The organism is Streptomyces venezuelae (assembly GCF_008642355.1).
Classification (GTDB): Bacteria; Actinomycetota; Actinomycetes; order Streptomycetales; family Streptomycetaceae; genus Streptomyces; species Streptomyces venezuelae_B.
Map to the genome: position 1 here is coordinate 3,036,185 of NZ_CP029193.1, position 21,821 is coordinate 3,058,005.

Genomic DNA, 21,821 nt, shown 5'->3' on the forward strand with positions numbered 1-21,821 from the left:
GTACTGGACCGTTACCCAGCGGTAGCCAGGACCCCCGCCGTGCCCGGCATGTCCCGGTACAGCACGGCTCGTTCGACCGCGCTCCACGTCGTACTGGTCACCACGTACAGCGCGGCCGCCAGCGGCACGACGGCGACCGTGAACAGAGTCATGAACGACATCAGCGGCATCACCTTCGTGATCGCGCCCATACCGGGCACCTGCTGGGCCTGCTGGTCACCGCCCTGGGGCAGGGGGTCCGCCGCCATCTGCGACTTCGTGCGCCGGTAGTTGAACGTGGCGACGGCCGCGACGAGCAGGAACAGCCCGACGTAGACCAGCCCCTGCGCCCCGAACACCCCGCCTTCCGCGAGCGCGTCCGTCCACCGGCCGCCGAGCGGCGCGGCGAAGAGCGTGTGGTCGAGGAGCGTGTTGGCGTCACCGCCGATGCTGGAGCTGGAGAAGAGGTGGTACAGCAGGAAGAACGCCGGCAGTTGGAAGAGGCTGGGCAGGCATCCGGAGAGCGGCGACACCTGCTCCTTGCGGTGCAGTTCGAGGACGGCCTTCTGCAGCTTCTCGGGGTTCTTGGCGTGCTTCTTGCGCAACTCCGCGATCTGGGGGTTGAGCTTGGCGCGCGCCTTCTGGCCGCGGGCCGCGGCGCGCGAGAGCGGGTGGACGAGGAGCCGTACGCAGGCGGTGAACAGCACGATCGCGGCGGCGGTCGCCGAGGCGTGGAAGAGCGGGTCGAGCAGGTCGGCGAGGTGCGCGACAAGATCGGCGAACAGGGACATGAAAGCGGACATGGAGGAGCCCTCCGTGGGTCTCGTCGTGCCGGGAGAGGAGAGGGCGACGGTCAGCGAGGGCTGGCGTCGCGTCGGCATGACGGCCCGCGAGGGGACGCTCGGAAGAGCTGGGTTGTTCCCGGTTGTTCCGGTTGTTCCCGGTTGCGTTCCCCTACGCGGCCGTCAGGACGGGACGGCCGGGTGCTCGGGGGCGCCTGCGGCCCCTGGCGTCGGGGTCGCGTTGCGGCAGGAAGGCCGTACGCATCTCACGGTCGCGGATGGCCGTGCGCACTCTGGTGCGGGGCACGGCGGGTGCGCAGCGCGCGGCGATGACGGAGCAGACGGCGAGCGCGGAGCCCGCGGCGGCGGTCGCGGCGAGCGCGACGGCGGAGGCGAGACTTCCGGTGTCGACGAGGACGACTTCGACGAGGAGGAGCAGGAGGAGCAGGGCCGGGCGTGCGGCCGCCTTCCCGTCACGGATCACGTCGCGCATGTCTGCCCCCTCTCTCTGCCGGTGCTTGTGACGACTGTCGTACTGCGCCTCTGACTACTGTCGTACTGCCGTTATACAGGATCGACTTCGACCGGCTGAAGGAGCCTGCGGGGCCGGGCCAGTGCGCGGCTGACCGGATCTTTCGGGTCCGGATCGAGCCCGGGCCCCGGCAGCATCTCGACGTCCCTGATGGCGACGGGGCCGCCGCAGGCCGGACAGTCGCCCCCGGCGCCCAGTTCGGTGCCGCACGCCGCGTGCCGGAAGAGGCGCGGCGACTTGGTGCCGGAGATGTGGTCGCGCCCCCACGCCCCGAGCGCGCGAAGCACCGGCCACAGGGCCTCGCCGCGCTCCGTCACCACGTACTCCTGCCGCCTCGGCGCCTCGGCGCACGGCCGTTTGTCCAGGACGCCCGCGGCGACGAGCGTCTGCAGGCGGGCGGCGAGGACGGCGCGCGGGATGCCGAGGTGGACGAGGAAGTCGTTGTACCGCCGCACTCCGTAGAGGGCGTCGCGGACGATGAGCAGCGTCCAGCGCTCGCCGACCACCTCCAGGGCGCGGGCCATGGAGCACTCCTGCGCGGCGTAGTCCTTGCCGAGAGCCATGTCTCCACTCTAACCGTTTTCCCGTACGAGGTTCAGTGAACGAACTCTCGATGCTACGGTCGTCGCACTCACCGAGTTCAATGACTGAACCTCGAAGGGCTTCTCCATGTCCTCCCGCCTCGGCCACACCCCCACCGCCCCCGCGCCGACCACTCCGGCACCGGCCGCCCCCGCATCGGGCACCCCCGAAGCGACCGCCCCCGCACCACCCCCGTCCGGCACCCCGCACCCCCGCGCCACCCTCGCCGTCACCAGCGCCGCAACGGCCGTGACGCTCATGACGTACACGGCGCCGATGATCACGCTCCCCGACACGGCAGCCGCCCTGCACACCCCGCTCTCCGCCCAGGCCTGGCTGCTCAACGGCACACCACTCGGCCTCGCCGCGGTCCTCCTGGTCGCGGGCAGCCTCGCCGACGACTACGGCCGGCGGCGGATCTTCCTCTCCGGCACGGTCGCGCTCGGCATCACCACCGTGCTCTCCGCGCTCGCCGGGTCGACCTGGCTGTTCACCCTGGCCCGCCTGGCCCAGGGCGCGGCGAGCGCGGCCATCCTCGCGAGCAGCCTCGGCCTGCTCGTGCACGCGTTCCCCGCGGGCGCCGCGCGGATCAGGGCGACCGGCGTCTGGGGCGCGTTCGTGAGCGGCGGCATCGCGGCGGGCCCGCCGGTCGCGGGGGCCCTGGCGGGAGCGGGCCCGAACGGCTGGCGCTGGGCGTACGCCACCCTCGGCGCCGCCGCCCTCGTGGTCGCCGCCCTGGCACCGCGCGCGCTGACCGAGTCCCGCGCCGCGCGCCGCGGCCGCCCTGACCTGGCGGGCGCAGCCACCCTCGGTCTGGCCCTGACGTCGCTGGTGGCCGCGCTCACCCTCGGGCGGGACGGCTGGCTGCGCGCACCCGTGGCGGCGCTCCTGGTCGCGGCGGCCGTGCTGCTCGCCGCGTTCGTGGCGGTGGAACGCCGCGTCCGGACCCCGATGCTCGACCTGGCCCTGCTGCGCCGCCCGCTGTTCCTGGCCTCGACGGCGGGCGCCCTGTTCACGGGGTTCTCCGTGATCGGCCTGTTCAGCTATCTGCCGACGCTGCTCCAGCACACGCTGAACCTCTCCGTCATGAGCACGGCCTGGCTGCTCGTGATCTGGTCGGGCACGTCCTTCGTGGCGGCGTTGCAGGCCAGGCGGCTCGCGGGCCGGGTCTCGGCCCGCCACCAACTGGCCGTCGGCTTCGCCCTGCACGCCGTCGCCGCCGTGACGATGCTGGGCGCGGCGTCCTCGGGCTCCTGGACCCGGCTGCTGCCCGGCCTCCTCGTCTCCGGCGCGGGCGCCGGCCTCCTGAACGCGGCGCTCCCGCTGCTCTCGGTCGAGTCCGTGCCCGCCGAACGCGCCGCGATGGGCTCGGGCGCCAACAACACGGCGCGCTACGTCGGTTCGGCCGCGGGCGTCGCCCTGATGATCGCGGTGTCGACCTCGACGGACGACCTCGCGCACGGCGCGGACCTCGCGGTGACGGTCTCGGCCTGCCTCGCGGTGCTCGCGACGGTCAGCGTGCTTCTGCTGCGGGAGCGGCGACGGAGCTGATCCCGTCCTCCGGTTGCCCCACCGGATCACTCGCGAGGACGTCCTCGTCCGGCCGCCCGTCCTCCCGATCGGCGGGCCCGACGTACGACACCACGAGCGCGACCACCAGGTTCACGGCGAGCGCGACGATCCCCGCGTTGACCCCGAACACGGGGTCGTGGTCGCTGAAGACGAGCGCGCACACGATCGCCACACCCACCACGAGCCCGCTCAACGCACCCACCAGGCTCAACTTCCGCCACACAAGCCCCAGAAGTAGCATGGGTACGAGCTGCGCCATCCCCTCGTACGAGATGAGCGAGAGCCGTACGAGCGTGTTGGGCGCCCCGTACGTCATCGCGAGCGCGAGCGCCCCCGCCACGACGACCACGCCCTGAGAGGCGACCTTCTGCCGCTGCGGGGTACGCCACCGGGGCAGCAGCGACAGCACGCTGCTGCCCCACATCGTCCCGATGACCAGCATGAACACGGCCATGGGCACGATGGACGAGAGCGCGGCGGCGACCCCGATGACGCCGACGGCCCAGGCGGGCAGCGAGTCTACGACGAGCTTGAAGAGCGCGAGATTGGACTCGGCACCGACAAGCCCCGGCACGACGAAGAGCGCGGCCATGCCGAGCAGCATGGGCACGAAGAGCAGCACGTTGTAGGCGGGCAGCCAGATGGCGTTGCGTCGCAGCCCGTCCGCGCTGCGCGCACCCAGATACCCGGCGACGGTGGTCGGGAAAATGACAACAGTGAGCGCGTTGAGGAGCGAGGTGGTCGCGAACCACGCCTCCCCGTACTGGCTCCCGCCGCTCCCCGGCAACGTCAGCCAGGCACTCTTCTCCTCGACGATCCGGTCGAGGAAGGGCCCGTACCCGTCGAAGTAGTGCTGCGGCACATAGACGGCGAGGAAGGCGAGCGTGCCCACAACGAGCACGTCCTTGAGAACGGACACCCAGGCGCTGCCGCGCAGCCCGCTCACGACGACGAACCCGGTCGTGACGGCGAAGCCGATGAAGTACGCCCAGTCGAGACTGATGGCGCCGTACGAGATCGTCGACACGACGACGCCCATGCCGGTGATCTGCAACTGGATGTAGGGCAGCAGGAAGACGGTGACGAGCAGCGCGACACCGGCACCGAGCCAGGGCCGCCCGTACCGGTGGGCGACCATGTCGGAGATGCTGACGAGCCCGTGGCGGCGGGCGTAGGCCCAGAGCATGGGCCCGACGACGTACCCGACGGCGTACCCGCAGGACATGTAGGCGACGACGTACAGCACGGGCGCCCCGTAGTTGTACCCCCACCCGGCGGCCCCCAGATAACTGAAGCTGGTGTACCCCTCCCCCGCCATCAGCACCCAGATGAAGACGGCCCCGAGGCTGCGCCCGCCCACGGACCACTCGGCGATCCCGCCCTGCTTGCCGCGCCCGCGGACGGCTGCGAGACCGAGGGCGACGGTGCCGGCCATGAAGACGGCGAAGACGGTGGTGGCGACGGCTCCGTTGCTCATGACGACGCACGTCCCTTCCGCTTCCGGTCACCCCGGTGCGCGAGCCAGACGCAGAGCGGCGTGAGCACGGTCGCGCACAGCAGCCAGAAGAAGAGAAACGGCAGCCCGAGGACGACGGGCCGCACGCGGTTGGCGAGCGGCAGCACGCCGAGGTACAGCACGAAGGGGACGAGCAGCCAGAGAAGATGGGGACGTCGAGCGATCACGGCCCGACCTTAGTCTCTGCCTCTCGGCTACCTGGGCCGCATGGCCCGGAGCTTCCCCCACACGACGAGCCGGTACTTCGAGGTGTACTCGGGGGTACAGGTGGTGAGCGTGATGTAGTACCCGGGCGCGTGGTACCCGTACCCCCTCCGCACGTCGCTGCGCGGCACGTCACGTATGACGCCCCCGTCGTGGGCGGAGGTCCGCGCCAACGCCTTGTCGACGACGTACGTGTACACGGCCTCCTTGGTCTCGACGCGCAGCTCGTCCCCGTTCCGGAGCCGGTCGATGCGGCGGAAGGGCTCGCCGTGGGTGTTGCGGTGCCCGGCGAGGGCGAAGTTGCCGCCCTGGCCGGGCTGGGCGGTACGCGGATAATGCCCGACGTACCCCTTGTCGAGCACGCCCCCCTTGCCGACCCCTTCGGCGACAGGAACGCGGATGCCGATCCGCGGGATGCGGAGGACTGCGTAGGCCTGGTCCCATCGGGGTGGGCCGGTGCGGCCGGACTGCGGAGGGTCTCCGGGCACGCCACGGGCGGGACCGCGCGCGGGATCACGCCAACCGGAGCGTCCCGCCTCCGCCGGAAGCCCCCCGGCCGCCCCTCCTGCTCGCTCGCCCCCGGAACCATCCCCGTCCGACCGGCCCCACTCCTCCTCAAGGGCCTCGACCTCGCGCTCGGCGGCGGCGCGGGCCTGCCGGTTGGTCCACCACAGCTGATGAGCGACGAGAAGGAGCAGCACGACCCCGAGGGTGACGGCGACCTCGGCGGCGTTCCACGCCAGCCGCGCGGCGAGGGAGCGGCGGCCCGGCGACCGCCCCTGCTGAACGACAGGTACCCGTACGCGCACGAAGCCTCCTCGCCCCGACGACGCTCCTCGACCCGACGACCCGACGACCCGACGGCCCGACGGCCCGACGGCCCGACGACGCCGGGGTCCCGCCCCCGGCCGCGGCGAGGATAGGCGCAGCACCCGCAACAATCCATGCCCAGGATCCATGCCCAGGATCCATGGCCGCCACGGCCGACCAGGGCAGGAACCGTACCGACCCTCCTGCACGAGCCCCACTCGGCAGTACCGTGTCCCGTATGCGCCCCGAGAAGCCTGCTGCTGCCGCTGACGTCGACGTCGACCACATCGCCGAAGCCGCGCGCCTGGAACGCACGGCCGACCTGTACCCGGAGGACGCCGAACAGCTCCTCCTCCAGGCCGCGGCCCACCTCGAACTGGCCGGCGCCCGAGACCGCGCGACGAGTCTCTACGACAACCTCCTCTCCCCCTCGGCCCCACACCCGCCCTCCTCCCCACTCCTGATCCGGGCTCTCAAGGCCTCCAACCTGTGGGAGTACGGGCACGAGGCGGAGGCGAGGGCGATCATCGACGGCGTCCGCGCGTCCGCGCCGCGGGACCCCGCGCCGTGGGTGATCGTGGCGGAGTCCCTCGAATCCCACGACGAGCTGGAGCAGGCGCACGCCGCGTTCACGGAGGCGGCGACGCTGCTGATCCCCGCGGCGACGGAGCCCCCGTACGCGACGCACCCGATCCTCTTCGGCCGCCACCGGGTACGCCGCCTCCTGGGCGCGGACCACGACGACTGGGACGCCCTGGCGGACCAGGTCTCGTCCTCCCCGGTCCCCCTGGACGAACTGCACGACCCGAAGCGGGTGTGGTCGCTCGGCTCGGAGAACCCGGCGGAGCTGCGTGCGGAAATCGCCCGTATCCAGGCGGAGTTGGGCTCGTACCGGCAGGCCCTGTCCCGCCCCTTCCCGGTGGCGGTGCTTCACTGGCCCGCTCCGGAACTGACGGAACTCCTGACGGCGTACCCGTCCCTGTCCTCGGAGTACCCGTCCCACGAGGCACACCTGTCGACCATAGAGTCCTCGCTGAGGGAGTTGTCGGCCTCCGGCACGCCGAACCTGGGCATCGTCACGGGCACGGTCCCGTCCTACGAGGCCTTCGCGGCCTCGGAGGCGTCCTCCCCGGAGGACCCGTCGCTCCTGCCCCAGTACGCGACGACGCTGGCGGCGCGGGGGCGGGCGGTGGCTTGGCCGCCGGAGGAGGGGGCTGGGTGTTGGTGTGGGTCGGGGCGGGGGTATGGGGAGTGTCACGGCGATCTTTCCGCCTGAGCAACAGACTGTTGGCGCCCACATTCGCCGAAGAGGTTCTACAAAAACGAGCCGCCTCACCCTACGGCTGCTGCTCTTAAAGAACATTGAGGCGGTCGGCTGCGTGATCAAGGACCTGGGCAGTCGGCACATGCACTTGGCCGAATTGGGTCGCTGCTGCGAGTTCAATAGTGTCGAACCGCAGCGGCGGCACCACGTCGGCAAGTAACAGCTCAGCAGGGGTCTTCCGGCCAGCATTGCTCCCCTGACGGAACTTTCTATTCCCCACACGTAAACTCAGCGCTCGCCGCCCAGTCCACGCGTCTACGCGGAACAGCGCATCGGCCAGCGGGTGAACACGTAGATCAATTCCGCGCCTCCTGAGCTGCACGAGGGTATACACCTCTCGCAGAAAACCGTAGTACGCGTTGCCGATGCGCCAGCGCATCGCTGCCTGAGCGCGCCGCTGCTCAACACCATGCCTTACAACAAGGTCCCGAATCAGTTCCTTTGCAGGGGTGCCAAGCATTCCGAGCCCCTCAGCAGAAGAAAGTGAGAACTCCCGGAACTGCTGATAGGTAGGTACTGCTCCAAGACGCTCCACACACGTATGGAACGTATGCGTAAACGCGAATTTCGGGTGCCAGTCCACGATCTGGGGCACACTCTCCCCTACCTCGCGCCGCACCTGCCCCAGAGCATGCTCCGTGCGTTGGCACACGTCGTGCACATCATCCTCAGTGAGGCGATACAGCACTCGCGTGCGGTGCGCCAACACCACTGGCGCAACCCGTTCCCTTCGAGGATCACGCTTCCAGTCTTCGAAGCGCCTCTCAGTGCTCACCGACGCACAGAACAGGTCCAGTACATGCCTGGCCGTCGTCTCCATCGCCCACACCCACAGTCGGCAGTAAGTCAACCCGTGAGCAGGGTAGTTGACCATGACCTCGGAGCCCAGGGTCATCTCGCGAGCCGTGATACTAGTGAGCCACATATCGTCTTTCTGCTTCAGGAGTTACTCGTGCCCACACCCCTCTTCGACCCTCCAGGCCCAGCACCTGGCGTGTGTGACGACCCTGAGCTCATGCTCGTACGCCAGCACCTACTGAGCCTGGACCCAAGGGGCGAGCGGTTCGCCCGCGTCCTGCGCGACACCATTGACCAGCTCCTAGACGGCGAGCACACTGGCCGGTTTGACTGGAACGACCTTCACAAGACCGAGAAGACTCACGCAGGAACTCTGGTAGAGATCAACCTGCTACGTGAATTCGAACTATCCAGCGGAGCAGACCTGGACTACCTGATCGAAGGGATCGAGGTCGACTGCAAGTACTCACAGAAGCTGTACGGCTGGATGATTCCACCAGAAGCCTTGGATGAAATCTGCCTCGTGGTCTGGGCGGACGACCACCAAAGCCTGTGGAGTGCAGGACTCCTTCGAGCAAATCGCGCAAAGCTGACCACTAGCGGAAAAGTCACAAAGAAGGGCAACCGGGACGGAAAGTTCCGGCTCACAAAACAGCATCACTCTCTAGTCACTTGGCTCTGGCATGAGGCGCCACTGGAGGAGAACCTACTGCTGCACATCGACAAGGAGACCCAGCAGGCAGTCTTGAATGCCGGGGCCGGAACACGGCGCAGCCCTGGCCAAGCAAAGCTCAACGAGCTGTTCCGGCGAGTACAGGGGCGCCGAGTAAACCGTACGGTGGTGCGGACTCTCGCACAGCAGAAGGACTACATGAAGCGCGTGCGGTACAACGGTGGGGCGCGTGACAAGCTTCGTGATGAGGGGATACTTATCTGCGGCGACTATCCGAACCACCAAGTTGTGGCCGCCCAGCTAGGACTACCCGTCCCGCAGGAGGGCGAGAGCGTCAGTATCCGCGTCGTGGAAGCCAAGCCACACCATGACGGCCAGCCTCGCGTCCTGCTAGAGGACCGATACTGGGTCGCAGCTGGTCCCGATGACCCAGAAGAGCGGGCTCCTCTTCTTCCTGAGACAAAGAAGAAGACAAGCAGCATCGACTGACCTTCCGTCCGGAGGAGGCCATGCAGAATATGGAAAGCAGCAGCGGGAGTTGGGTTCCGCCTGAAGGTTCCTGGGCCTCCTCCGCGGCACGACGCCGCAACATGCAAGCTATCCGCAGCCGCGACACCAAGCCCGAGCGGAAGATCCGAAGCCTTCTCCACGCTCAGGGCATGCGCTACCGTGTGGCAGCCAAGCCGCTTCCCGGCCTACGCCGGACAGCGGACATCGTCTTCCGACCAGCAAAGCTGGCTGTGTTCATTGACGGCTGCTACTGGCACGGCTGCCCGGAACACTATGTACAGCCGAAGACCAATGCGGGCTACTGGTCGGACAAGGTTGCCCGGAATATGGCCCGCGACCGCGACACCGACGCGCAGCTTCGGGCAGCAGGGTGGACAGTACTCCGCTTCTGGGAGCACGAATCAGCCGAGGCCTGCGCCGTCAAGATCGCGGCCACAGCGAGCCGACTCCGAGCAGCCCAGAAGTGAGTGGTCGCTCTGCCTCGTCTATAGCTCTCGGGCAGCCTCAAAAGCCTCGAAAGCCGCGTAGACCTGCTCGCCGACAGCCTGTGCCACTGGAGGCGGGAAAGCGTTCCCGACCTGCCGGTAAGCGGCAGTCTTGCGCCCGGAGAACTGCCAGTCTTCCGGGAATCCCTGGATCAGTGCGGCTTGGGTCACCGTGAGCTTGGGACCTGCGGGAGCGAAAAGGTCGCGCTCTGCATCCTTCATCTCGTCTGGCTCGTTGGCGACGCCTAGTCCGCATACTCCAAGGTCCGCCCAGGCTCGCTTGGCCCGTGTCGGCCCGAGGTCTGCTCCCCCGTGCTTCTTTGAACCCCCGACAACGGTGGGGGCGACACCTTCTAGCGCCTTCTCGTACCACTTCTTGAACGCGTTCTCAGCCCTGGGGTCGTCAGCAACTGCGTCATACCGGGCTCGCATCGAGTCGTGCAGCGCCTCGCCGACCGTGAGTTCTGCACGCTCCTCGGGCTTGGTGTGCTGGAAGTACCGGGCATACTGCGGCTGCATCGCAACGAGGACGGCTCTGGGGCGAAGCTGCGGGACTCCATATCGCTTCGCTTCCAGCACCTCCCAATAGCACTCTTCGTACCCCAGCGACTCCAAGCGCTTGATGATCTCTTGCCGATAATCGGCAAACTTCGGGTCGAGCAAACCACGCACGTTCTCGATCATCACGGCTTTAGGACTGAGTTCATCGACGAGATCGAGCATCCGTGGGAAGAGATCACGCTCATCGTCGCGGCCCAGCTGCTTGCCGGCCGCCGAGAATGGAGGACAAGGCACCCCGCCCGCCAGAAGATCAAGCTCCCCTGGGACTAGTCCCAAGCTCGCCGTATCAAACAGCCTGAGATCCGCCTCGATGACCGTGCACCCATCCCACTCCGGGTTCCTGCTGGTGTTGTCCCTGAGTGTCTGACAGGCATCCCTGTCGATCTCAATTAGAGCAGCATGCCTGAAGCCCGCATTGTGCAGACCGACAGCTTGGCCCCCAGCCCCGGCGCAGATCTCCACCGAGGTGTACTTGAGCTCATTTACGCGGGCCATGTCCCCTCCATACCGGTACGCAGCGGCGGGCACACTGCGCGCACCACCATCACAGAGGGTGACAGACCCCACTGACAACTAGACCTACCCAAGTGTGCAGCACGTTGCATAGTTCGCTGAACACACCCTCTGCCACGACGAACACTCATACGATATTGCCCATGCGGATCCCTGCGTGGACTGAGGATGAGCTCGTACTGGCCGGAGCGCGCGTCGTAAGAAACGGGTGGCGCGAGCTGCGAACCGGAGATCCGGAGGTCCAAGAACTGTCCGAGTTGCTCCGGTCGCTCCCCATCCATCCCCCCGAAGCCCTCGGACTCCCCGAGTTCCGGTCTCCGGACAGCGTCAGCCGCAAGACCAGCGACTTCGCGACGAACCACCCCGACTACACCCGCAAAGGCACACGCTGCGGGGAGCCGACTCGCCTGATGATCAAGGCTTTCATCGACCGAGAGGCCGAGATGCTGGAGGCCGCTCAGGCGATCGAAGACGGAATCAGCTCGGGGCGGCTGCAGCTCATCCCGCCCCAGCCCGATGAGATCGACGACTCCGGCTCTACCGCTATCGAGGGCCGGCTTCTCGTCCGTCAGGCACTGGCCCGCGAGCGAGACCAGAAGCTCCGCAAGCTGAAGATCAAGCAGGCGCAGCAGAACGGCAAGCCGCTGCGCTGCGAGGTCTGCGACTTCGACTTCGCACGCGCTTACGGCGCACTCGGCGAGGGATACATCGAGGTGCACCACGTCACCCCCCTCCATATATCCGGCCCCCGAAGCACCAGGCTCGACGACCTTGCCTGCCTGTGCGCCAACTGCCACCGCATGTGCCACAAGAACCGCCGGGGAGAATCCTGGCGCACTCCGGACGCACTGAGGGCCCTGATTGCCGATGCGGCATCCCACAGCCCTCACGCCGCTTCCGCCGCCGCTGACTCGTAGCGGGCCAGCGCCAGACCCAGCGCCTCGTCCGGGTCCCCGCCCTGTGCAGCGAGCCAATGCAGCAGGTCAGCGATGACCTCGGGGACCAACGTCTCCAAAAGCGCACGCTCCGGCGCAACCATCGAGTCTGAGCCGATCAGCTTGCAGTACTCGTCCAGCACGGCCGCTGCGCGCTGGACCCGTGCGCACTGTCCAACAGCGGTCAGTGAGATCTCGCACCACACCACCTTCCCCGCAGCCGTCACGACGGTGCCCCACTCCTCGCTCAGGGAGGCCAGAAGGTGGAGGCCCCGGCCGCATTCCGCTTCGCCACACACTGCACTCAGCGTCGGCACGGCCGAGCTTCCGTCGTGCACCTCAACGCGGAGGCGGCCCCCGCGGGGCTCGAGTACCAGCGTCGCCGGCGTGCCCTCGCCGACATGCTTGATGACGTTCGTCGCCAGTTCCGTCGCGACCAGCCCCGCTTCGTCGAGGACGCTCAGCGCACCCCACTGCTCCAAGTTGCGCTTCACCTCCAGGCGGAGGAGCGGAACTTCCTTCGGTGTCGCTTCGAAGGGCAGGACTCGGCGCAGTCGGTGTGCGCCCTCTTCGTACCTGGGCATGGAGAGGCTCCCTCGCAGGCCACGCAGCGCTGCGCCCGCCGTATTCGTACGGCTACACCGCGTAGTGAGTGCTGCGAGCATGGCACAGAGAAGTCTCGCTATGTAACTTCTCACCCATATCCTTCGAGTGAACTCGGTGGGGGGTCAGCCGAGTTGGCGCTTAGCCTGGACGCGCCCAGCAGGGAGTGGGAATCCGACCTTCGGGCTGGACAGGAGAGCGAGAGGAGTCATATGTCGCTACGGACCACCACGCGTCGGCGCCAACTGGGCGCGATGATGCGGAAGCTGCGCGCCCGTAAGGGGCTGACTCTGGAAGAGGCCGGGACTCTCGTCGGGGTGTCCAAGGCGACTGTCAGCCGGTACGAGACACAGGCCGGGCCCGTCAAGTGGCTCGTGGTCGACGCGCTGTGCCGCGAGTACACGGCCTCCGACGCCGAGCGGCGCGCAGTCGTGGCGCTCGCCAAGGACGCCAAGCAGCAAGGGTGGTGGAGTTCGTTCACCGACTCGATCCCGGAGAGCATGAATCTGCTGCTCACCCTGGAGGATGAGGCGGTTCGTGAGGACCACTTCTCATGCGTGTACGTGCCCGGACTGCTGCAGACCCGCGCCTACAGCACCGCGGTCCAGCAGGCCAACGAAGTGCGCCTCGCCCCGGCCGAGATCGAACGCCTCGTGGACATCCGCATGAAACGGCAGGAGATCCTGACCCGGCCGACTCCCCCTCGGCTGTGGGCGATCCTCGACGAGTCCGTCATCCGTCGCGTCGTCGGCTCCCCGGCAGCCATGAAGGAACAGCTCGGCCGCCTACTCGAAGCGAACGAAACACCCGACATCACACTTCAAGTGCTGCCCTTCTCCAAAGGGGCCCACTGCGCGGCACTCGGCAGCTTCGTGATCATCGGCGGCACCGAACCGGCCCTGGACGTCGTGTACGTCGACCTCCACACCGGGTCGCTCTTCCTGGAGAAAGACGAGGAACTGGAGCGCTACCGGCTTGCCTTCGACTACCTCCGCGCACAAGCGTTGGACATGGAAGCCTCTTCCTCCATGATTCAACGCGTCCGCAAGGAGTTGTAGTGCCCGCCGTTACGCCGCCCTTTCCTCCCTCAGCACTCACGTGGTTCAAGTCCTCCCACAGCGGCGGCAACACCACCGAATGCCTGGAGACCGCCTTCCTCCCTGGCCCTCCCGGCGGTGTCCTCATACGCGACTCCAAGCGAGCCGACGGGCCCCGCCTCCGGGTCTCCTCCACAGCGTGGGACCGCTTCGTCGCCACGTGGCGCTGACACCGCCATGTGTGAGACCGGCGCAGCCGTCAACCATGTACCCATCCATCCAGGGGCGGCACGCCGCGACGCCCTAGACGCCGTACGAGGAGGAGAACCCCTTGCCCTACGCCTCCGAGCAAGACCACGACCGCGCGTTCATCGAGCAAGCCATCGCTCAGTCCCGTCGCTCCCTCGGCCCCGACACCACCAAGAAGCCCTTCGGGGCCGTCGTCGTCATGGACGGGGAAGTCGTGGGGGTCGGGAGCAATTGTGTGGTCGAGGACTGTGATCCGACCGCCCACGGCGAAGTCATGGCGCTGAGGGACGCGGGGCGGCGGCTCGGGACGTATCTCCTGGAAGGGGCCACGCTGTACTCCAGTTGCGAGCCCTGTCCCATGTGTCTCACCGCCTGTTACTGGGCGGGGATCAGTCGGCTCGTCTACGCCGCCGACCGGCACGACGCCGCCCGCAACGGGCATCCCGACCTTCAGTTTTATCGGGAGCTCGCGTTGCCCAATGGGGAGCGGCGGATGTTGGACGAGGTGCCCGTCGAGGGGGAGGTCAGGTCCGCCGCCGTCGGCGTTCTCGCCGCGTGGGCCGACGCGCAGCCCGAGCCCGTCGAGCCGAAGCTCGGAAGGCGCAGGTCGAGCCGGAGCACTGACCGAAGCACTGAGGGTGCCGGTCGGTGGCCTGGCGGCCCGCGTTAGCCTCGCCCCATAGGCAAGACAACCTGGACTTATGACCGAGAGGCGGATCAATCATGGCGAGGATTCCCGCGGCAGTCGTGGCCGTGAGCGGGCTGGTCGGGGGGTACGCCACCGCGCGGGCCACCAAGAAGCGGCCCCTCGGTGGGGTCGTGCTCGGTGCCGCCGGCGTCGTCGCCGCCCGGCAGTGGCGTGAAGCCGCCGGTGGCAAGACCGCCGCCGCGCTCACCGGCGCCTACCTCGCCGGGTTCGCCGGATCGCATCCCCTCGCCAAGAAGGTGGGCGCCTGGCCCGCCGTCCTCGGTGTCGCCGGTGGCGTCGGGCTCGCCTCCTGGGTCCTCGCCGACCGCCACAGGTAGGGAGGGGAGAGGGCTAGCGCGGGGCCTCGTCCAGCTCCGGGCGGCCGCCCCGCAGCCGCCTCGCCACCACCGCCGTCACCAGCGTCCCCGCCCCGAACAGCAGCGTGAACGCCGCCCACGCCAGCGGCCACACCTGCGCGTCCTGCGTGGGGTGCGTGTCGAACGAGACGTACATCAGCGTCGCGGGCGGGACCGCCACCACGAGCAGCGTCCACGCCGGGCGATCCCGTACGCCGAAGTAGGCCGCCAGGGCCAGGAGGGCGACGGACAGGAGCGTGACGCCCGCGCCGCTCACCGGAGACGTCTCGTGCAGCGCGCCCGGCGTCTCGGGGCGGTTGCGCAGGTCCCAGGGGAGGCATGCGACGTACGCTCCGGCCGCCAAAGTCGCTCCCAGGATTCGGGTCGCGTACCTGGGCAGCGGGGCTGTCTGCCGGAGCGGGGTCAGCAGGAGGGCCAGGCGAGGGCTCGCTGTCGCGGTCATGTGTACGACCGTGCCGCTCGGCAGCGGAGTGCGACAGAGTATGCGTACTCATCACCGCGTCCCCCCGGTCAGCCCCGCCCACCCCGGAACGTCGACCTGTACGCCCCCGGCGACACCCCCACCCTCGCCACGAAGTGCTGCCTCAGCGACGCCGCCGTCCCGAAGCCCGCCTCCGTCGCCACGCGGTCCACCGTGTGGTCCGTGGATTCGAGGAGTTCTCGCGCGCGGTCCACCCTCCGTCGCGTCAGCCACTGCATCGGCGTCAGGCCCGTCTCCTCGCGGAAGCGGCGGCTGAACGTGCGTACGGACATCGAGGCGCGGGCGGCCAGTTCGCTGAGCGTCAGGGGCGTGGCCAGGCGCTCCTCCGCCCACGCCCGCGTCTCGCTCGTCGAGGTCGAAACCCCCACCGGAACCGGGCGCTGGATGTACTGCGCCTGGCCGCCCTCCCTGTGCGGCGGCACCACCGTGCGGCGTGCCACGTCCGCCGCCACCGCCGCGCCGTGGTCCTCGCGGATCATGTGCAGGCACAGGTCCACGCCCGCCGCCTCCCCCGCCGATGTGAGGATGCGGCCCTCGTCCACGTAGAGGACGTCCGGATCGACCGTCACGGACGGGAACGTACGGGCGAACAAGTCCGTCGAGAGCCAGTGTGTCGTCGCCCTGCGGCCGTCCAGCAGGCCCGCCGCCGCCAGCACGAACGCCCCTGTGCAGATCGAGGCGAGGCGGGTGAGGGACTCAGGCGCCGCCGCCGCGTCCAGCGCACGCGCCAGCGGAGCCGGCAGGCCGCCCGGCGTCAGCGACTCGTCCTCCTCGTGCGACGCAGGGATCAGCACCGTGTCCGCCCACGCAAGCGCCTCCGGGCCGTGCTGCGCGCCCACCGGGAAGTCCGCGTCCGTGCGGATGAGGCCGGGGCCCGCCGGCGCGCACGTCCTCACCTCGTACAGCCGCTCCCCCGCCGCGCTCCTCGCCGCGCCGAACAGCTGGTGCACCAGGCCCAGTTCCATCGGCAGCACGCCGTCCCGGACGAGGACCGCGACACGGTGCGCCCTTCCCCGTTCCTGGGTCACTCCGTCGCCGACAACGGCTTCGCGATGTCCTCCAGCGACCTCCGCTCCGCGTTCACCGCCAGCGCCGCCGCCACCAGGCCCGCCGCGCACATCAGGCCCGCGCCGATCTGGAAGGCGAGCACGGTGTCGCCCACCACTCCCGACTCCGTCAGCTCGGCGAACAGGAGCGGGCCGCTGATGCCGCCCGCCGCCGTGCCGATCGCGTAGAAGAAGGCGATGGCCATCGCCCGCGTCTCCATCGGGAAGATCTCGGAGACCGTCAGGTACGCGCTGCTCGCTCCCGCCGATGCGAAGAACAGGACCACGCACCAGCACGCCGTGAGCGTCGTCGCGGTCAGCGAGCCGCGGTCGAAGAGCCAGGCGGTGGCGAAGAGGAGGAGGCCGGAGAGGATGTACGTCGACGAGATCATGATCCGGCGGCCGACCGTGTCGAAGAGCTTGCCGAGGAAGAGCGGGCCGAGGAAGTTGCCGGCGGCGATGACGGCGAAGTAGTAGCCCGTGTTGCCTGACGGGACGTCGAAGAACTTGGTCAGGATCGCGCCGAAGCCGAAGGTGATCGCGTTGTAGAGGAACGCCTGGCCGATGAAGAGCGCCAGGCCCAGGATCGAACGCTTCGGGTACTCGCGGAAGACCGTCTTCGCGATCAGGCCGAAGCCGATGCTCTTGCGCTGGTGGATGGTGATCTCCTGCTCGGGGGGCGGGAGGCGTTCGCCCTTCTCCGACTCGATCTCGCGTTCCACCGATGAGACCAGGCGCTCCGCCTCCTCCCCGTGGCCGTGGATGAACTGCCAGCGCGGGCTCTCCGGTACGTGTCGGCGTACGAGCAGGATCACCAGGCCGAGTACGACGCCCAGGGCGAAGGTGAGCCGCCAGCCGAGGTCCTTCGGGAAGGTGCTCGTGTTGAGCATGACGACCGACAGCAGCGAGCCGCCGATCGCGCCCAGCCAGTAGCTGCCGTTGATGATCAGGTCGACGCGGCCGCGGTACTTGGACGGGATCAGCTCGTCGATCGCCGAGTTGATGGCCGCGTACTCACCGCCGATGCCGAAGCCCGTCAGGAAGCGGAAGAGGAAGAACCACCAGGCGTCGAAGGAGAGCGCCGTGAGGGCGGTGGCGGCGAGGTACACGGCCAGGGTGACCATGAAGAGCTTCTTGCGGCCGAACCTGTCCGTCATGCGGCCGAAGAAGAGCGCTCCCGCGCAGGCCCCCGCCACGTAGAGGGCCGCCGCCGTACCGGTGACCTGGGCGGAGCTGATCGCCAGGCCGCTGCCCTCCTCGGAGAGGCGGCTCGCGATGTTGCCGACGGTCGTGACTTCCAGACCGTCCAGAATCCAGACCGTGCCGAGGCCGATCACGATCATCCAGTGCCAGCGCGACCACGGCAGTCGGTCCAGGCGGGCGGGGACCGCTGTGGTGACCGTGTTCCCCGCGCTCTGCGCGGGCGGCGGCGGCTGGGGAGGCGTGGACGACGCGGTCATGGCAGGCGACTCCTTCCGCTGCGGCCACGTCGCCGGATGCGGTACGTGTACGTGGGCTGCGGCCCCCGCACCACCACCGGACGACGGCCACCTCGACGCCGAGGGGCCCCTCCAGAGTGCCCAGCGAATCCCCGTTCACGCGCGCTGAACTGCGCCTACGCACCGCGCCTGCGCGCCGCCCCTGCCCCGGCCTACGCCCCCAGCAGCCGCGACACCGTATAGATCGCGAGGCCCGCCAGCGAGCCGACCACCGTGCCGTTGATGCGGATGAACTGCAGGTCGCGGCCGATGTGCGCCTCGATCTTCTTCGACGTGTGCTCGGCGTCCCAGCCCGCCACCGTGTCGCTGATGAGCGAGGTGATCTCGTCGCGGTACGTCGTCACCACGTACACCGCCGCGCCCTCCACCCAGCCGTCCACCTTCTGCTGCAGCCGTGCGTCGTTCGCCATCCGCGCGCCCAGCGACAGCAGCGAGGCCCGCACGCGCAGGCGCAGCTCGCTGCGCTCGTCCTCCGCCGCGGCGACGATCATCGCGCGCACGGCCGACCAGGCGGAGGCGATGAGGTCCTGGACCTCGTCGCGTCCGAGGACCTCACGCTTCAGCCGCTCCACGCGCTCCCGCGTGTCCGAGTCGGACTGCAGGTCGGCGGCGAAGTCGGCGAGGAAACGGTCGACGGCGCCCCGCGCCGGGTGGCCCGGCATGTCCCGCATCTCGGTGACGAAGCGCAGCAGCTCCTTGTAGACCCGCTCACCGACGCGCTTGTCGACGAACTTCGGGGTCCAGCCCGGAGCGCCGCCCTGCACCGCGTCCATGACCGAGTCGCCGTGCTCCACCAGCCAGTCGTGCGCCCGTACGCAGACCAGGTCCACGACCCGCCTGTGACCGCCGTCCGCGACCACCTTCTCCAGCATCTTTCCCATGCCGGGGGCGATCTCCTGCGCGTCCGCGCGGCGTGTGATCGCCTCACCGACGACCGCCTGCACGTCGGAGTCGCGCAGGACGGTCAGGGCGCCGCGCAGGGCCGTCGCGAGCTCGGCCGTCACGCGGTCCGCGTGCGCCGGCTCGGCGAGCCAGGCGCCGAGGCGGCCCGCGATGCCGACGGCGTGCAGACGGTCCCGTACGACATCGGCGGAGAGGAAGTTCTCCCCCACGAAGTCGCCCAGCGAGGCACCCAGCTGGTCCTTCTTGTTCGGGATGATCGCCGTGTGCGGGATGGGCAGGCCCAGCGGGTGGCGGAAGAGCGCGGTGACCGCGAACCAGTCGGCGAGCGCGCCGACCATGCCCGCCTCGGCTGCCGCCGCCACGTAACCCGCCCAGGGGCCCGCGCCGGAGTTCTGCGCCCACTTCGCCAGTGCGTAGACGACGGCGACGAAGACGAGCAGGCCCGTCGCCGTGATCTTCATACGGCGGACACCGCGCCGCTTCTCCTCGTCGGCGGGGCTGTAGGCGAGGCCGCCGGGGGCTCGGGGCGCGCGAGGCTCCCGCACCGCTGCCTTTAGGCCATCCGTGGAACCGACGCCCGTACCACCTGCCGGCGCGTCCGGTCGGCCCCGGAGCGCCCGGCTTGCGGCGCCGTTCCCGCGGGCATGCTCATCGCCGTGCACCTCAGCCGGTTCCTCCGCATTTGCGCGTTCCACTCACTCCACCTGGCCCGTTCACTCAGTAGCCGTCCGCACTGGTCCCCTGTCCTGCGTCCTGTCCTCTGTCCCGATTGTCCCCATCGACTGTGTCCTACGCCCCTTCCTGACCTACTCCTGGAACGGACGACAAGTTCCCGGCGTCTCACTGGACGGAGGGGGGCAGTGTCGGCCGCCTCACGGCCCATGCCGCATCATGGGGTGATCACACCGGAGCCTCGGGGCTCCCCCTGCCCGAGGAGAAAGAGCCCGCATGACCAAGCGACACGGTTATGCCCTTCTCGCCGCGGTTCTCGCGGTCATAGTGGTGATTTCCGCAGCCATATACGTCGGGGTCGCAGGCACCGACGACGGCTCGAAAGACACGATCAGCGCGGGCCCGAGCGGTCCCCGCAACTCTGCCGCACCCGCCTCCTCCGGCATCTGGGTCGGCTCCTGGTCCGCGTCGCCCGCGGGGTTCGAACCGGGCACGGAGCAGAAGGGGTTCGCAGGCCGCTCCATCCGCAACGTCGTGCACACGAGCGTCGGCGGCAGCAGCGCCCGCATCACCCTCTCCAACCTGTACGGCACGACGCCGCTCAGCATCACGCACGCCTCGATCGCGCTGGCCTCCGCATCGAACAACCCCGCCGCCGCGGCCGGCACGCTGCGCAGGCTCACCTTCAACGGCAACACGTCGGTGGTGATCCCGCCGGGCGCCCAGGTGATGAGCGACGCGGCGCGGCTGCGGGTGCCGCACGACGCGGACCTGCTCGTCACGACGTACTCCCCGACCCCGTCGGGGCCCGTCACCTACCACCCGCACGCCCGGCAGATCAGCTACGTCGCCGAGGGCGACCGCACGGAGGACCAGCTCGGCGACGCGTACACGGAGCAGAGCCCGTACTGGCGCTACCTCTCCGCGGTGGACGTCCTCAGCAACGAGACCGACGGGACCGTCGTCGTCTTCGGTGACTCCATCACCGACGGCATCTCGTCCACGATGGGCGCGAACCGGCGCTGGACGGACGTCCTCGCGGACCGGCTGCGCGAGGAGTCGGGCGCGCCGCGCTACGGCGTCGTGAACCAGGGCATCAGCGGCAACCGCATCCTCTCCGACGGGCTCGGCAACCCCGCCGTCAACCCCAGCGGTCTCTCCCGGTTCGACCGGGACGTGCTGGACCGGACGGGCGTCAAGGCCGTCGTCATCGCGCTCGGTGTCAACGACATCCTGCGCAACCCGCACCAGAACGATCCCGACCGGATCGTCGAGGGGCTGCGCGAGCTGACCCGGCAGGCGCATACGCGCGGGCTGCGGGTCGTGGGGGCGACGCTGATGCCGTTCGGAGGGCACCGGGGGTACGAGCCCGCGCTGGAGCGCGTGCGGCAGGCGGTGAACGAGGAGATCCGGTCGGGGCGGGTCTTCGACGAGGTCGTGGACTTCGACCGGGCATTGCGGGATCCGTACGATCCGCGGAAGCTGCGGGAGCGGTACGACTCGGGGGACCATCTGCACCCTTCGGACGCGGGGTTCCGGCGGATGGCCGAGACGTTCAACCTCTCGCACCTGAAGGGCTCGGCCGCGGCCGAGCTCTGACCTTCACCAGCGGGGCGCCTGGGAGGTCCGCCGGCGCGGGCCGGTGGGGGCCGTTCGCGCAGTTCCCCGCGCCCCTGACCGGCGGCTTCCCGGCGCCCGACGTTCAGCGGGCGCCACCCGGGGTGTTGCGCGGTTTCCTGTGCGTCTGAGGACGTTCCCCTCGGGGCGGGTCAGTCCGGAGTGTTCTTCTTTCGTTCCAGCTTCTGGCGGCGGCGTTCTTCCCGCTGGCGGAGTTTCTCCGCTCTGCGGACCTTTCTGTCCACGCCCACGCCGCCCATCAGGGCGAAGCCCGTCACGACCACGCGCGGGGAGCCCGGCGTCCCCTCCCCCGTGGCCTTGTCGTCGAAGCCGCCCATGATGCCGAAGCCGCGTACGACCACGGTCATGTCAGGGGGGACGACGACCTGGAGGCCGCCCATGATCGTGAAGCAGCGGATCTCGACGTCGCGGTCCGTGAAGCGGGCCTCGCGCAGGTCGATCTCGCCGCCGCCCCACATCGCGAACGCGGTGAACCGGCGGCCCACCACCCAGCTGCCCTTGCGGCCGAAGCCGCTCCAGAAGGCGAAGCCCAACGACGAAGAAGGTTCGGCGCCCTCCACCATGCGTTCGGGCCAGTTGATCGCCACCGGGTCCGTGCTCGCGCCGTGTTTGACCAGGTCCGCCTTGGCCGTGACCGCCTCGTGCGACGGGAGGTCGCGGGTGAGCGGCTCCAGCTCGCCGTACGTCCGCGCCTTGTACGTCGCGTCCAGGCGCTCCTCGAACTCCGTCATGTCGAGGCGGCCCTCGGCCACCGCGTCCCGGAGCTGCTCGGCGACCCGTTCCCGGTCGGCGTCGGAGGCGCGCAGGTCCGGGAGGCGGGGAGGCGTGCGGTGGGCGTCGTCACTCATAACT

General features: G+C 69.2%; 24 protein-coding genes. 10 read left to right on the forward strand and 14 right to left on the reverse strand.

Annotated features, from left to right (window positions below; translation table 11 throughout):
• Positions 1-11 precede the first annotated feature (11 nt).
• The 3 genes from DEJ47_RS14100 to DEJ47_RS14110 all read right to left on the reverse strand — a co-directional run bounded on the left by DEJ47_RS14100 (position 12) and on the right by DEJ47_RS14110 (position 1,856).
• Positions 12-782, reverse strand: coding sequence for a YidC/Oxa1 family membrane protein insertase (locus tag DEJ47_RS14100; protein ID WP_150168326.1), 771 nt, complete (start codon positions 780-782; stop codon positions 12-14).
• Positions 783-933: 151 nt separating this feature from the next.
• Positions 934-1,254, reverse strand: coding sequence for a DUF6412 domain-containing protein (locus tag DEJ47_RS14105; protein ID WP_150168327.1), 321 nt, complete (start codon positions 1,252-1,254; stop codon positions 934-936).
• 71 nt (positions 1,255-1,325) lie between these two features.
• Positions 1,326-1,856 carry a winged helix-turn-helix transcriptional regulator gene (locus tag DEJ47_RS14110; protein WP_150168329.1) on the reverse strand — a complete coding sequence of 177 codons (531 nt, stop codon included), beginning with the start codon at positions 1,854-1,856 and terminating at the stop codon, positions 1,326-1,328.
• Positions 1,857-1,962: 106 nt separating this feature from the next.
• Between DEJ47_RS14110 and DEJ47_RS14115 the strand changes: the two genes are divergently transcribed.
• On the forward strand, positions 1,963-3,426 hold the full coding sequence (locus DEJ47_RS14115) for an MFS transporter (protein ID WP_150168331.1): 1,464 nt from the start codon (positions 1,963-1,965) through the stop codon (positions 3,424-3,426).
• Here DEJ47_RS14115 and DEJ47_RS14120 read toward each other — a convergent pair.
• Genes DEJ47_RS14120 through DEJ47_RS14130 form a run of 3 tightly spaced genes read right to left on the reverse strand, consistent with a single transcriptional unit; the run spans position 3,389 to position 5,976 of the window.
• Positions 3,389-4,924 (reverse strand): sodium:solute symporter, encoded by a 1,536-nt coding sequence (locus DEJ47_RS14120; protein ID WP_150168333.1) that lies wholly within the window; start codon positions 4,922-4,924, stop codon positions 3,389-3,391. The two genes, DEJ47_RS14115 and DEJ47_RS14120, sit on opposite strands and share 38 nt — an antisense overlap.
• Positions 4,921-5,130 (reverse strand): DUF3311 domain-containing protein, encoded by a 210-nt coding sequence (locus tag DEJ47_RS14125; protein WP_223828350.1) that lies wholly within the window; start codon positions 5,128-5,130, stop codon positions 4,921-4,923. Before DEJ47_RS14125 ends, DEJ47_RS14120 begins: the two co-directional genes overlap by 4 nt.
• Before the next feature lie 27 nt (positions 5,131-5,157).
• Complete coding sequence (locus tag DEJ47_RS14130; protein WP_223828351.1) at positions 5,158-5,976, reverse strand: class E sortase; 819 nt, start codon at positions 5,974-5,976, stop codon at positions 5,158-5,160.
• A gap of 239 nt (positions 5,977-6,215) precedes the next feature.
• Here DEJ47_RS14130 and DEJ47_RS14135 point away from each other — a divergent pair, with 239 nt between their 5' ends.
• Positions 6,216-7,253 (forward strand): SEC-C domain-containing protein, encoded by a 1,038-nt coding sequence (locus DEJ47_RS14135; protein ID WP_150168337.1) that lies wholly within the window; start codon positions 6,216-6,218, stop codon positions 7,251-7,253.
• Positions 7,254-7,329: 76 nt separating this feature from the next.
• On the opposite strand, the gene DEJ47_RS14140 is transcribed toward DEJ47_RS14135, so the two are convergent.
• On the reverse strand, positions 7,330-8,196 hold the full coding sequence (locus DEJ47_RS14140; protein ID WP_150168339.1) for a hypothetical protein: 867 nt from the start codon (positions 8,194-8,196) through the stop codon (positions 7,330-7,332).
• A gap of 57 nt (positions 8,197-8,253) precedes the next feature.
• On the opposite strand from DEJ47_RS14140, the gene DEJ47_RS14145 reads away from it, so the two are divergent.
• Entirely contained in the window at positions 8,254-9,261 is a 1,008-nt protein-coding gene (locus DEJ47_RS14145; protein ID WP_317850808.1) for a NaeI family type II restriction endonuclease, read from the forward strand.
• 20 nt (positions 9,262-9,281) lie between these two features.
• The gene (locus DEJ47_RS14150; RefSeq protein WP_223828352.1) at positions 9,282-9,749 is read left to right on the forward strand and encodes a very short patch repair endonuclease; all 468 of its coding nucleotides are present in this window, start codon (positions 9,282-9,284) and stop codon (positions 9,747-9,749) included.
• Positions 9,750-9,767: 18 nt separating this feature from the next.
• Here DEJ47_RS14150 and DEJ47_RS14155 read toward each other — a convergent pair whose 3' ends face one another.
• Entirely contained in the window at positions 9,768-10,823 is a 1,056-nt protein-coding gene (locus DEJ47_RS14155; RefSeq protein ID WP_150168341.1) for a DNA cytosine methyltransferase, read from the reverse strand.
• A gap of 161 nt (positions 10,824-10,984) precedes the next feature.
• On the opposite strand from DEJ47_RS14155, the gene DEJ47_RS14160 reads away from it, so the two are divergent.
• Positions 10,985-11,758: an HNH endonuclease gene (locus DEJ47_RS14160; RefSeq protein ID WP_150168343.1), complete on the forward strand. Its 774-nt coding sequence runs from the start codon at positions 10,985-10,987 to the stop codon at positions 11,756-11,758.
• On the opposite strand, the gene DEJ47_RS14165 is transcribed toward DEJ47_RS14160, so the two are convergent.
• The gene (locus DEJ47_RS14165) at positions 11,728-12,360 is read right to left on the reverse strand and encodes an ATP-binding protein (protein ID WP_150168344.1); all 633 of its coding nucleotides are present in this window, start codon (positions 12,358-12,360) and stop codon (positions 11,728-11,730) included. The two genes, DEJ47_RS14160 and DEJ47_RS14165, sit on opposite strands and share 31 nt — an antisense overlap.
• A 231-nt stretch (positions 12,361-12,591) precedes the next feature.
• Between DEJ47_RS14165 and DEJ47_RS14170 the strand changes: the two genes are divergently transcribed.
• From DEJ47_RS14170 to DEJ47_RS14185, 4 genes are all read left to right on the forward strand, one after another.
• Entirely contained in the window at positions 12,592-13,437 is an 846-nt protein-coding gene (locus DEJ47_RS14170; protein ID WP_150168346.1) for a helix-turn-helix domain-containing protein, read from the forward strand.
• Positions 13,437-13,646: a DUF397 domain-containing protein gene (locus DEJ47_RS14175; protein WP_150168348.1), complete on the forward strand. Its 210-nt coding sequence runs from the start codon at positions 13,437-13,439 to the stop codon at positions 13,644-13,646. The genes DEJ47_RS14170 and DEJ47_RS14175 overlap by 1 nt, the downstream gene beginning before the upstream one ends.
• 101 nt (positions 13,647-13,747) lie before the next feature.
• On the forward strand, positions 13,748-14,335 hold the full coding sequence (locus DEJ47_RS14180) for a nucleoside deaminase (RefSeq protein ID WP_223828353.1): 588 nt from the start codon (positions 13,748-13,750) through the stop codon (positions 14,333-14,335).
• Between the two features lie 53 nt (positions 14,336-14,388).
• Positions 14,389-14,691, forward strand: coding sequence for a hypothetical protein (locus tag DEJ47_RS14185; RefSeq protein WP_150168350.1), 303 nt, complete (start codon positions 14,389-14,391; stop codon positions 14,689-14,691).
• A gap of 13 nt (positions 14,692-14,704) precedes the next feature.
• Here the strand turns inward: DEJ47_RS14185 and DEJ47_RS14190 are convergent, their stop codons facing one another.
• The 4 genes from DEJ47_RS14190 to DEJ47_RS14205 form a co-directional block, all read right to left on the reverse strand.
• Entirely contained in the window at positions 14,705-15,172 is a 468-nt protein-coding gene (locus DEJ47_RS14190; RefSeq protein WP_150168351.1) for a hypothetical protein, read from the reverse strand.
• A gap of 68 nt (positions 15,173-15,240) precedes the next feature.
• Positions 15,241-16,176 (reverse strand): GlxA family transcriptional regulator, encoded by a 936-nt coding sequence (locus tag DEJ47_RS14195; protein WP_150175625.1) that lies wholly within the window; start codon positions 16,174-16,176, stop codon positions 15,241-15,243.
• A gap of 59 nt (positions 16,177-16,235) precedes the next feature.
• Positions 16,236-17,717: an MFS transporter gene (locus DEJ47_RS14200; protein ID WP_150168354.1), complete on the reverse strand. Its 1,482-nt coding sequence runs from the start codon at positions 17,715-17,717 to the stop codon at positions 16,236-16,238.
• A 191-nt stretch (positions 17,718-17,908) separates the two neighbouring features.
• Entirely contained in the window at positions 17,909-19,204 is a 1,296-nt protein-coding gene (locus DEJ47_RS14205; RefSeq protein WP_223828354.1) for a DUF445 domain-containing protein, read from the reverse strand.
• A gap of 403 nt (positions 19,205-19,607) precedes the next feature.
• Between DEJ47_RS14205 and DEJ47_RS14210 the strand changes: the two genes are divergently transcribed.
• Complete coding sequence (locus tag DEJ47_RS14210; RefSeq protein WP_150168356.1) at positions 19,608-20,930, forward strand: SGNH/GDSL hydrolase family protein; 1,323 nt, start codon at positions 19,608-19,610, stop codon at positions 20,928-20,930.
• 170 nt (positions 20,931-21,100) lie between these two features.
• Here the strand turns inward: DEJ47_RS14210 and DEJ47_RS14215 are convergent, their stop codons facing one another.
• Positions 21,101-21,817 (reverse strand): DUF1707 domain-containing protein, encoded by a 717-nt coding sequence (locus DEJ47_RS14215; RefSeq protein ID WP_150168358.1) that lies wholly within the window; start codon positions 21,815-21,817, stop codon positions 21,101-21,103.
• Between the last annotated feature and the right edge of the window lie 4 nt (positions 21,818-21,821).

Excerpts from the sequence above, each read along its gene's own strand:
- DEJ47_RS14100 (WP_150168326.1), bottom strand. The coding sequence starts at position 782 with ATGTCCGCTTTCATGTCCCTGTTCGCCGATCTTGTCGCGCACCTCGCC.
- DEJ47_RS14105 (WP_150168327.1), bottom strand. The coding sequence starts at position 1,254 with ATGCGCGACGTGATCCGTGACGGGAAGGCGGCCGCACGCCCGGCCCTG.
- DEJ47_RS14110 (WP_150168329.1), bottom strand. The coding sequence starts at position 1,856 with ATGGCTCTCGGCAAGGACTACGCCGCGCAGGAGTGCTCCATGGCCCGC.
- DEJ47_RS14115 (WP_150168331.1), top strand. The coding sequence starts at position 1,963 with ATGTCCTCCCGCCTCGGCCACACCCCCACCGCCCCCGCGCCGACCACT.
- DEJ47_RS14120 (WP_150168333.1), bottom strand. The coding sequence starts at position 4,924 with ATGAGCAACGGAGCCGTCGCCACCACCGTCTTCGCCGTCTTCATGGCC.
- DEJ47_RS14135 (WP_150168337.1), top strand. The coding sequence starts at position 6,216 with ATGCGCCCCGAGAAGCCTGCTGCTGCCGCTGACGTCGACGTCGACCAC.
- DEJ47_RS14140 (WP_150168339.1), bottom strand. The coding sequence starts at position 8,196 with ATGACCCTGGGCTCCGAGGTCATGGTCAACTACCCTGCTCACGGGTTG.
- DEJ47_RS14150 (WP_223828352.1), top strand. The coding sequence starts at position 9,282 with ATGCAGAATATGGAAAGCAGCAGCGGGAGTTGGGTTCCGCCTGAAGGT.
- DEJ47_RS14155 (WP_150168341.1), bottom strand. The coding sequence starts at position 10,823 with ATGGCCCGCGTAAATGAGCTCAAGTACACCTCGGTGGAGATCTGCGCC.
- DEJ47_RS14160 (WP_150168343.1), top strand. The coding sequence starts at position 10,985 with ATGCGGATCCCTGCGTGGACTGAGGATGAGCTCGTACTGGCCGGAGCG.
- DEJ47_RS14165 (WP_150168344.1), bottom strand. The coding sequence starts at position 12,360 with ATGCCCAGGTACGAAGAGGGCGCACACCGACTGCGCCGAGTCCTGCCC.
- DEJ47_RS14170 (WP_150168346.1), top strand. The coding sequence starts at position 12,592 with ATGTCGCTACGGACCACCACGCGTCGGCGCCAACTGGGCGCGATGATG.
- DEJ47_RS14185 (WP_150168350.1), top strand. The coding sequence starts at position 14,389 with ATGGCGAGGATTCCCGCGGCAGTCGTGGCCGTGAGCGGGCTGGTCGGG.
- DEJ47_RS14190 (WP_150168351.1), bottom strand. The coding sequence starts at position 15,172 with ATGACCGCGACAGCGAGCCCTCGCCTGGCCCTCCTGCTGACCCCGCTC.
- DEJ47_RS14195 (WP_150175625.1), bottom strand. The coding sequence starts at position 16,176 with ATGGAACTGGGCCTGGTGCACCAGCTGTTCGGCGCGGCGAGGAGCGCG.
- DEJ47_RS14200 (WP_150168354.1), bottom strand. The coding sequence starts at position 17,717 with ATGACCGCGTCGTCCACGCCTCCCCAGCCGCCGCCGCCCGCGCAGAGC.
- DEJ47_RS14210 (WP_150168356.1), top strand. The coding sequence starts at position 19,608 with ATGACCAAGCGACACGGTTATGCCCTTCTCGCCGCGGTTCTCGCGGTC.
- DEJ47_RS14215 (WP_150168358.1), bottom strand. The coding sequence starts at position 21,817 with ATGAGTGACGACGCCCACCGCACGCCTCCCCGCCTCCCGGACCTGCGC.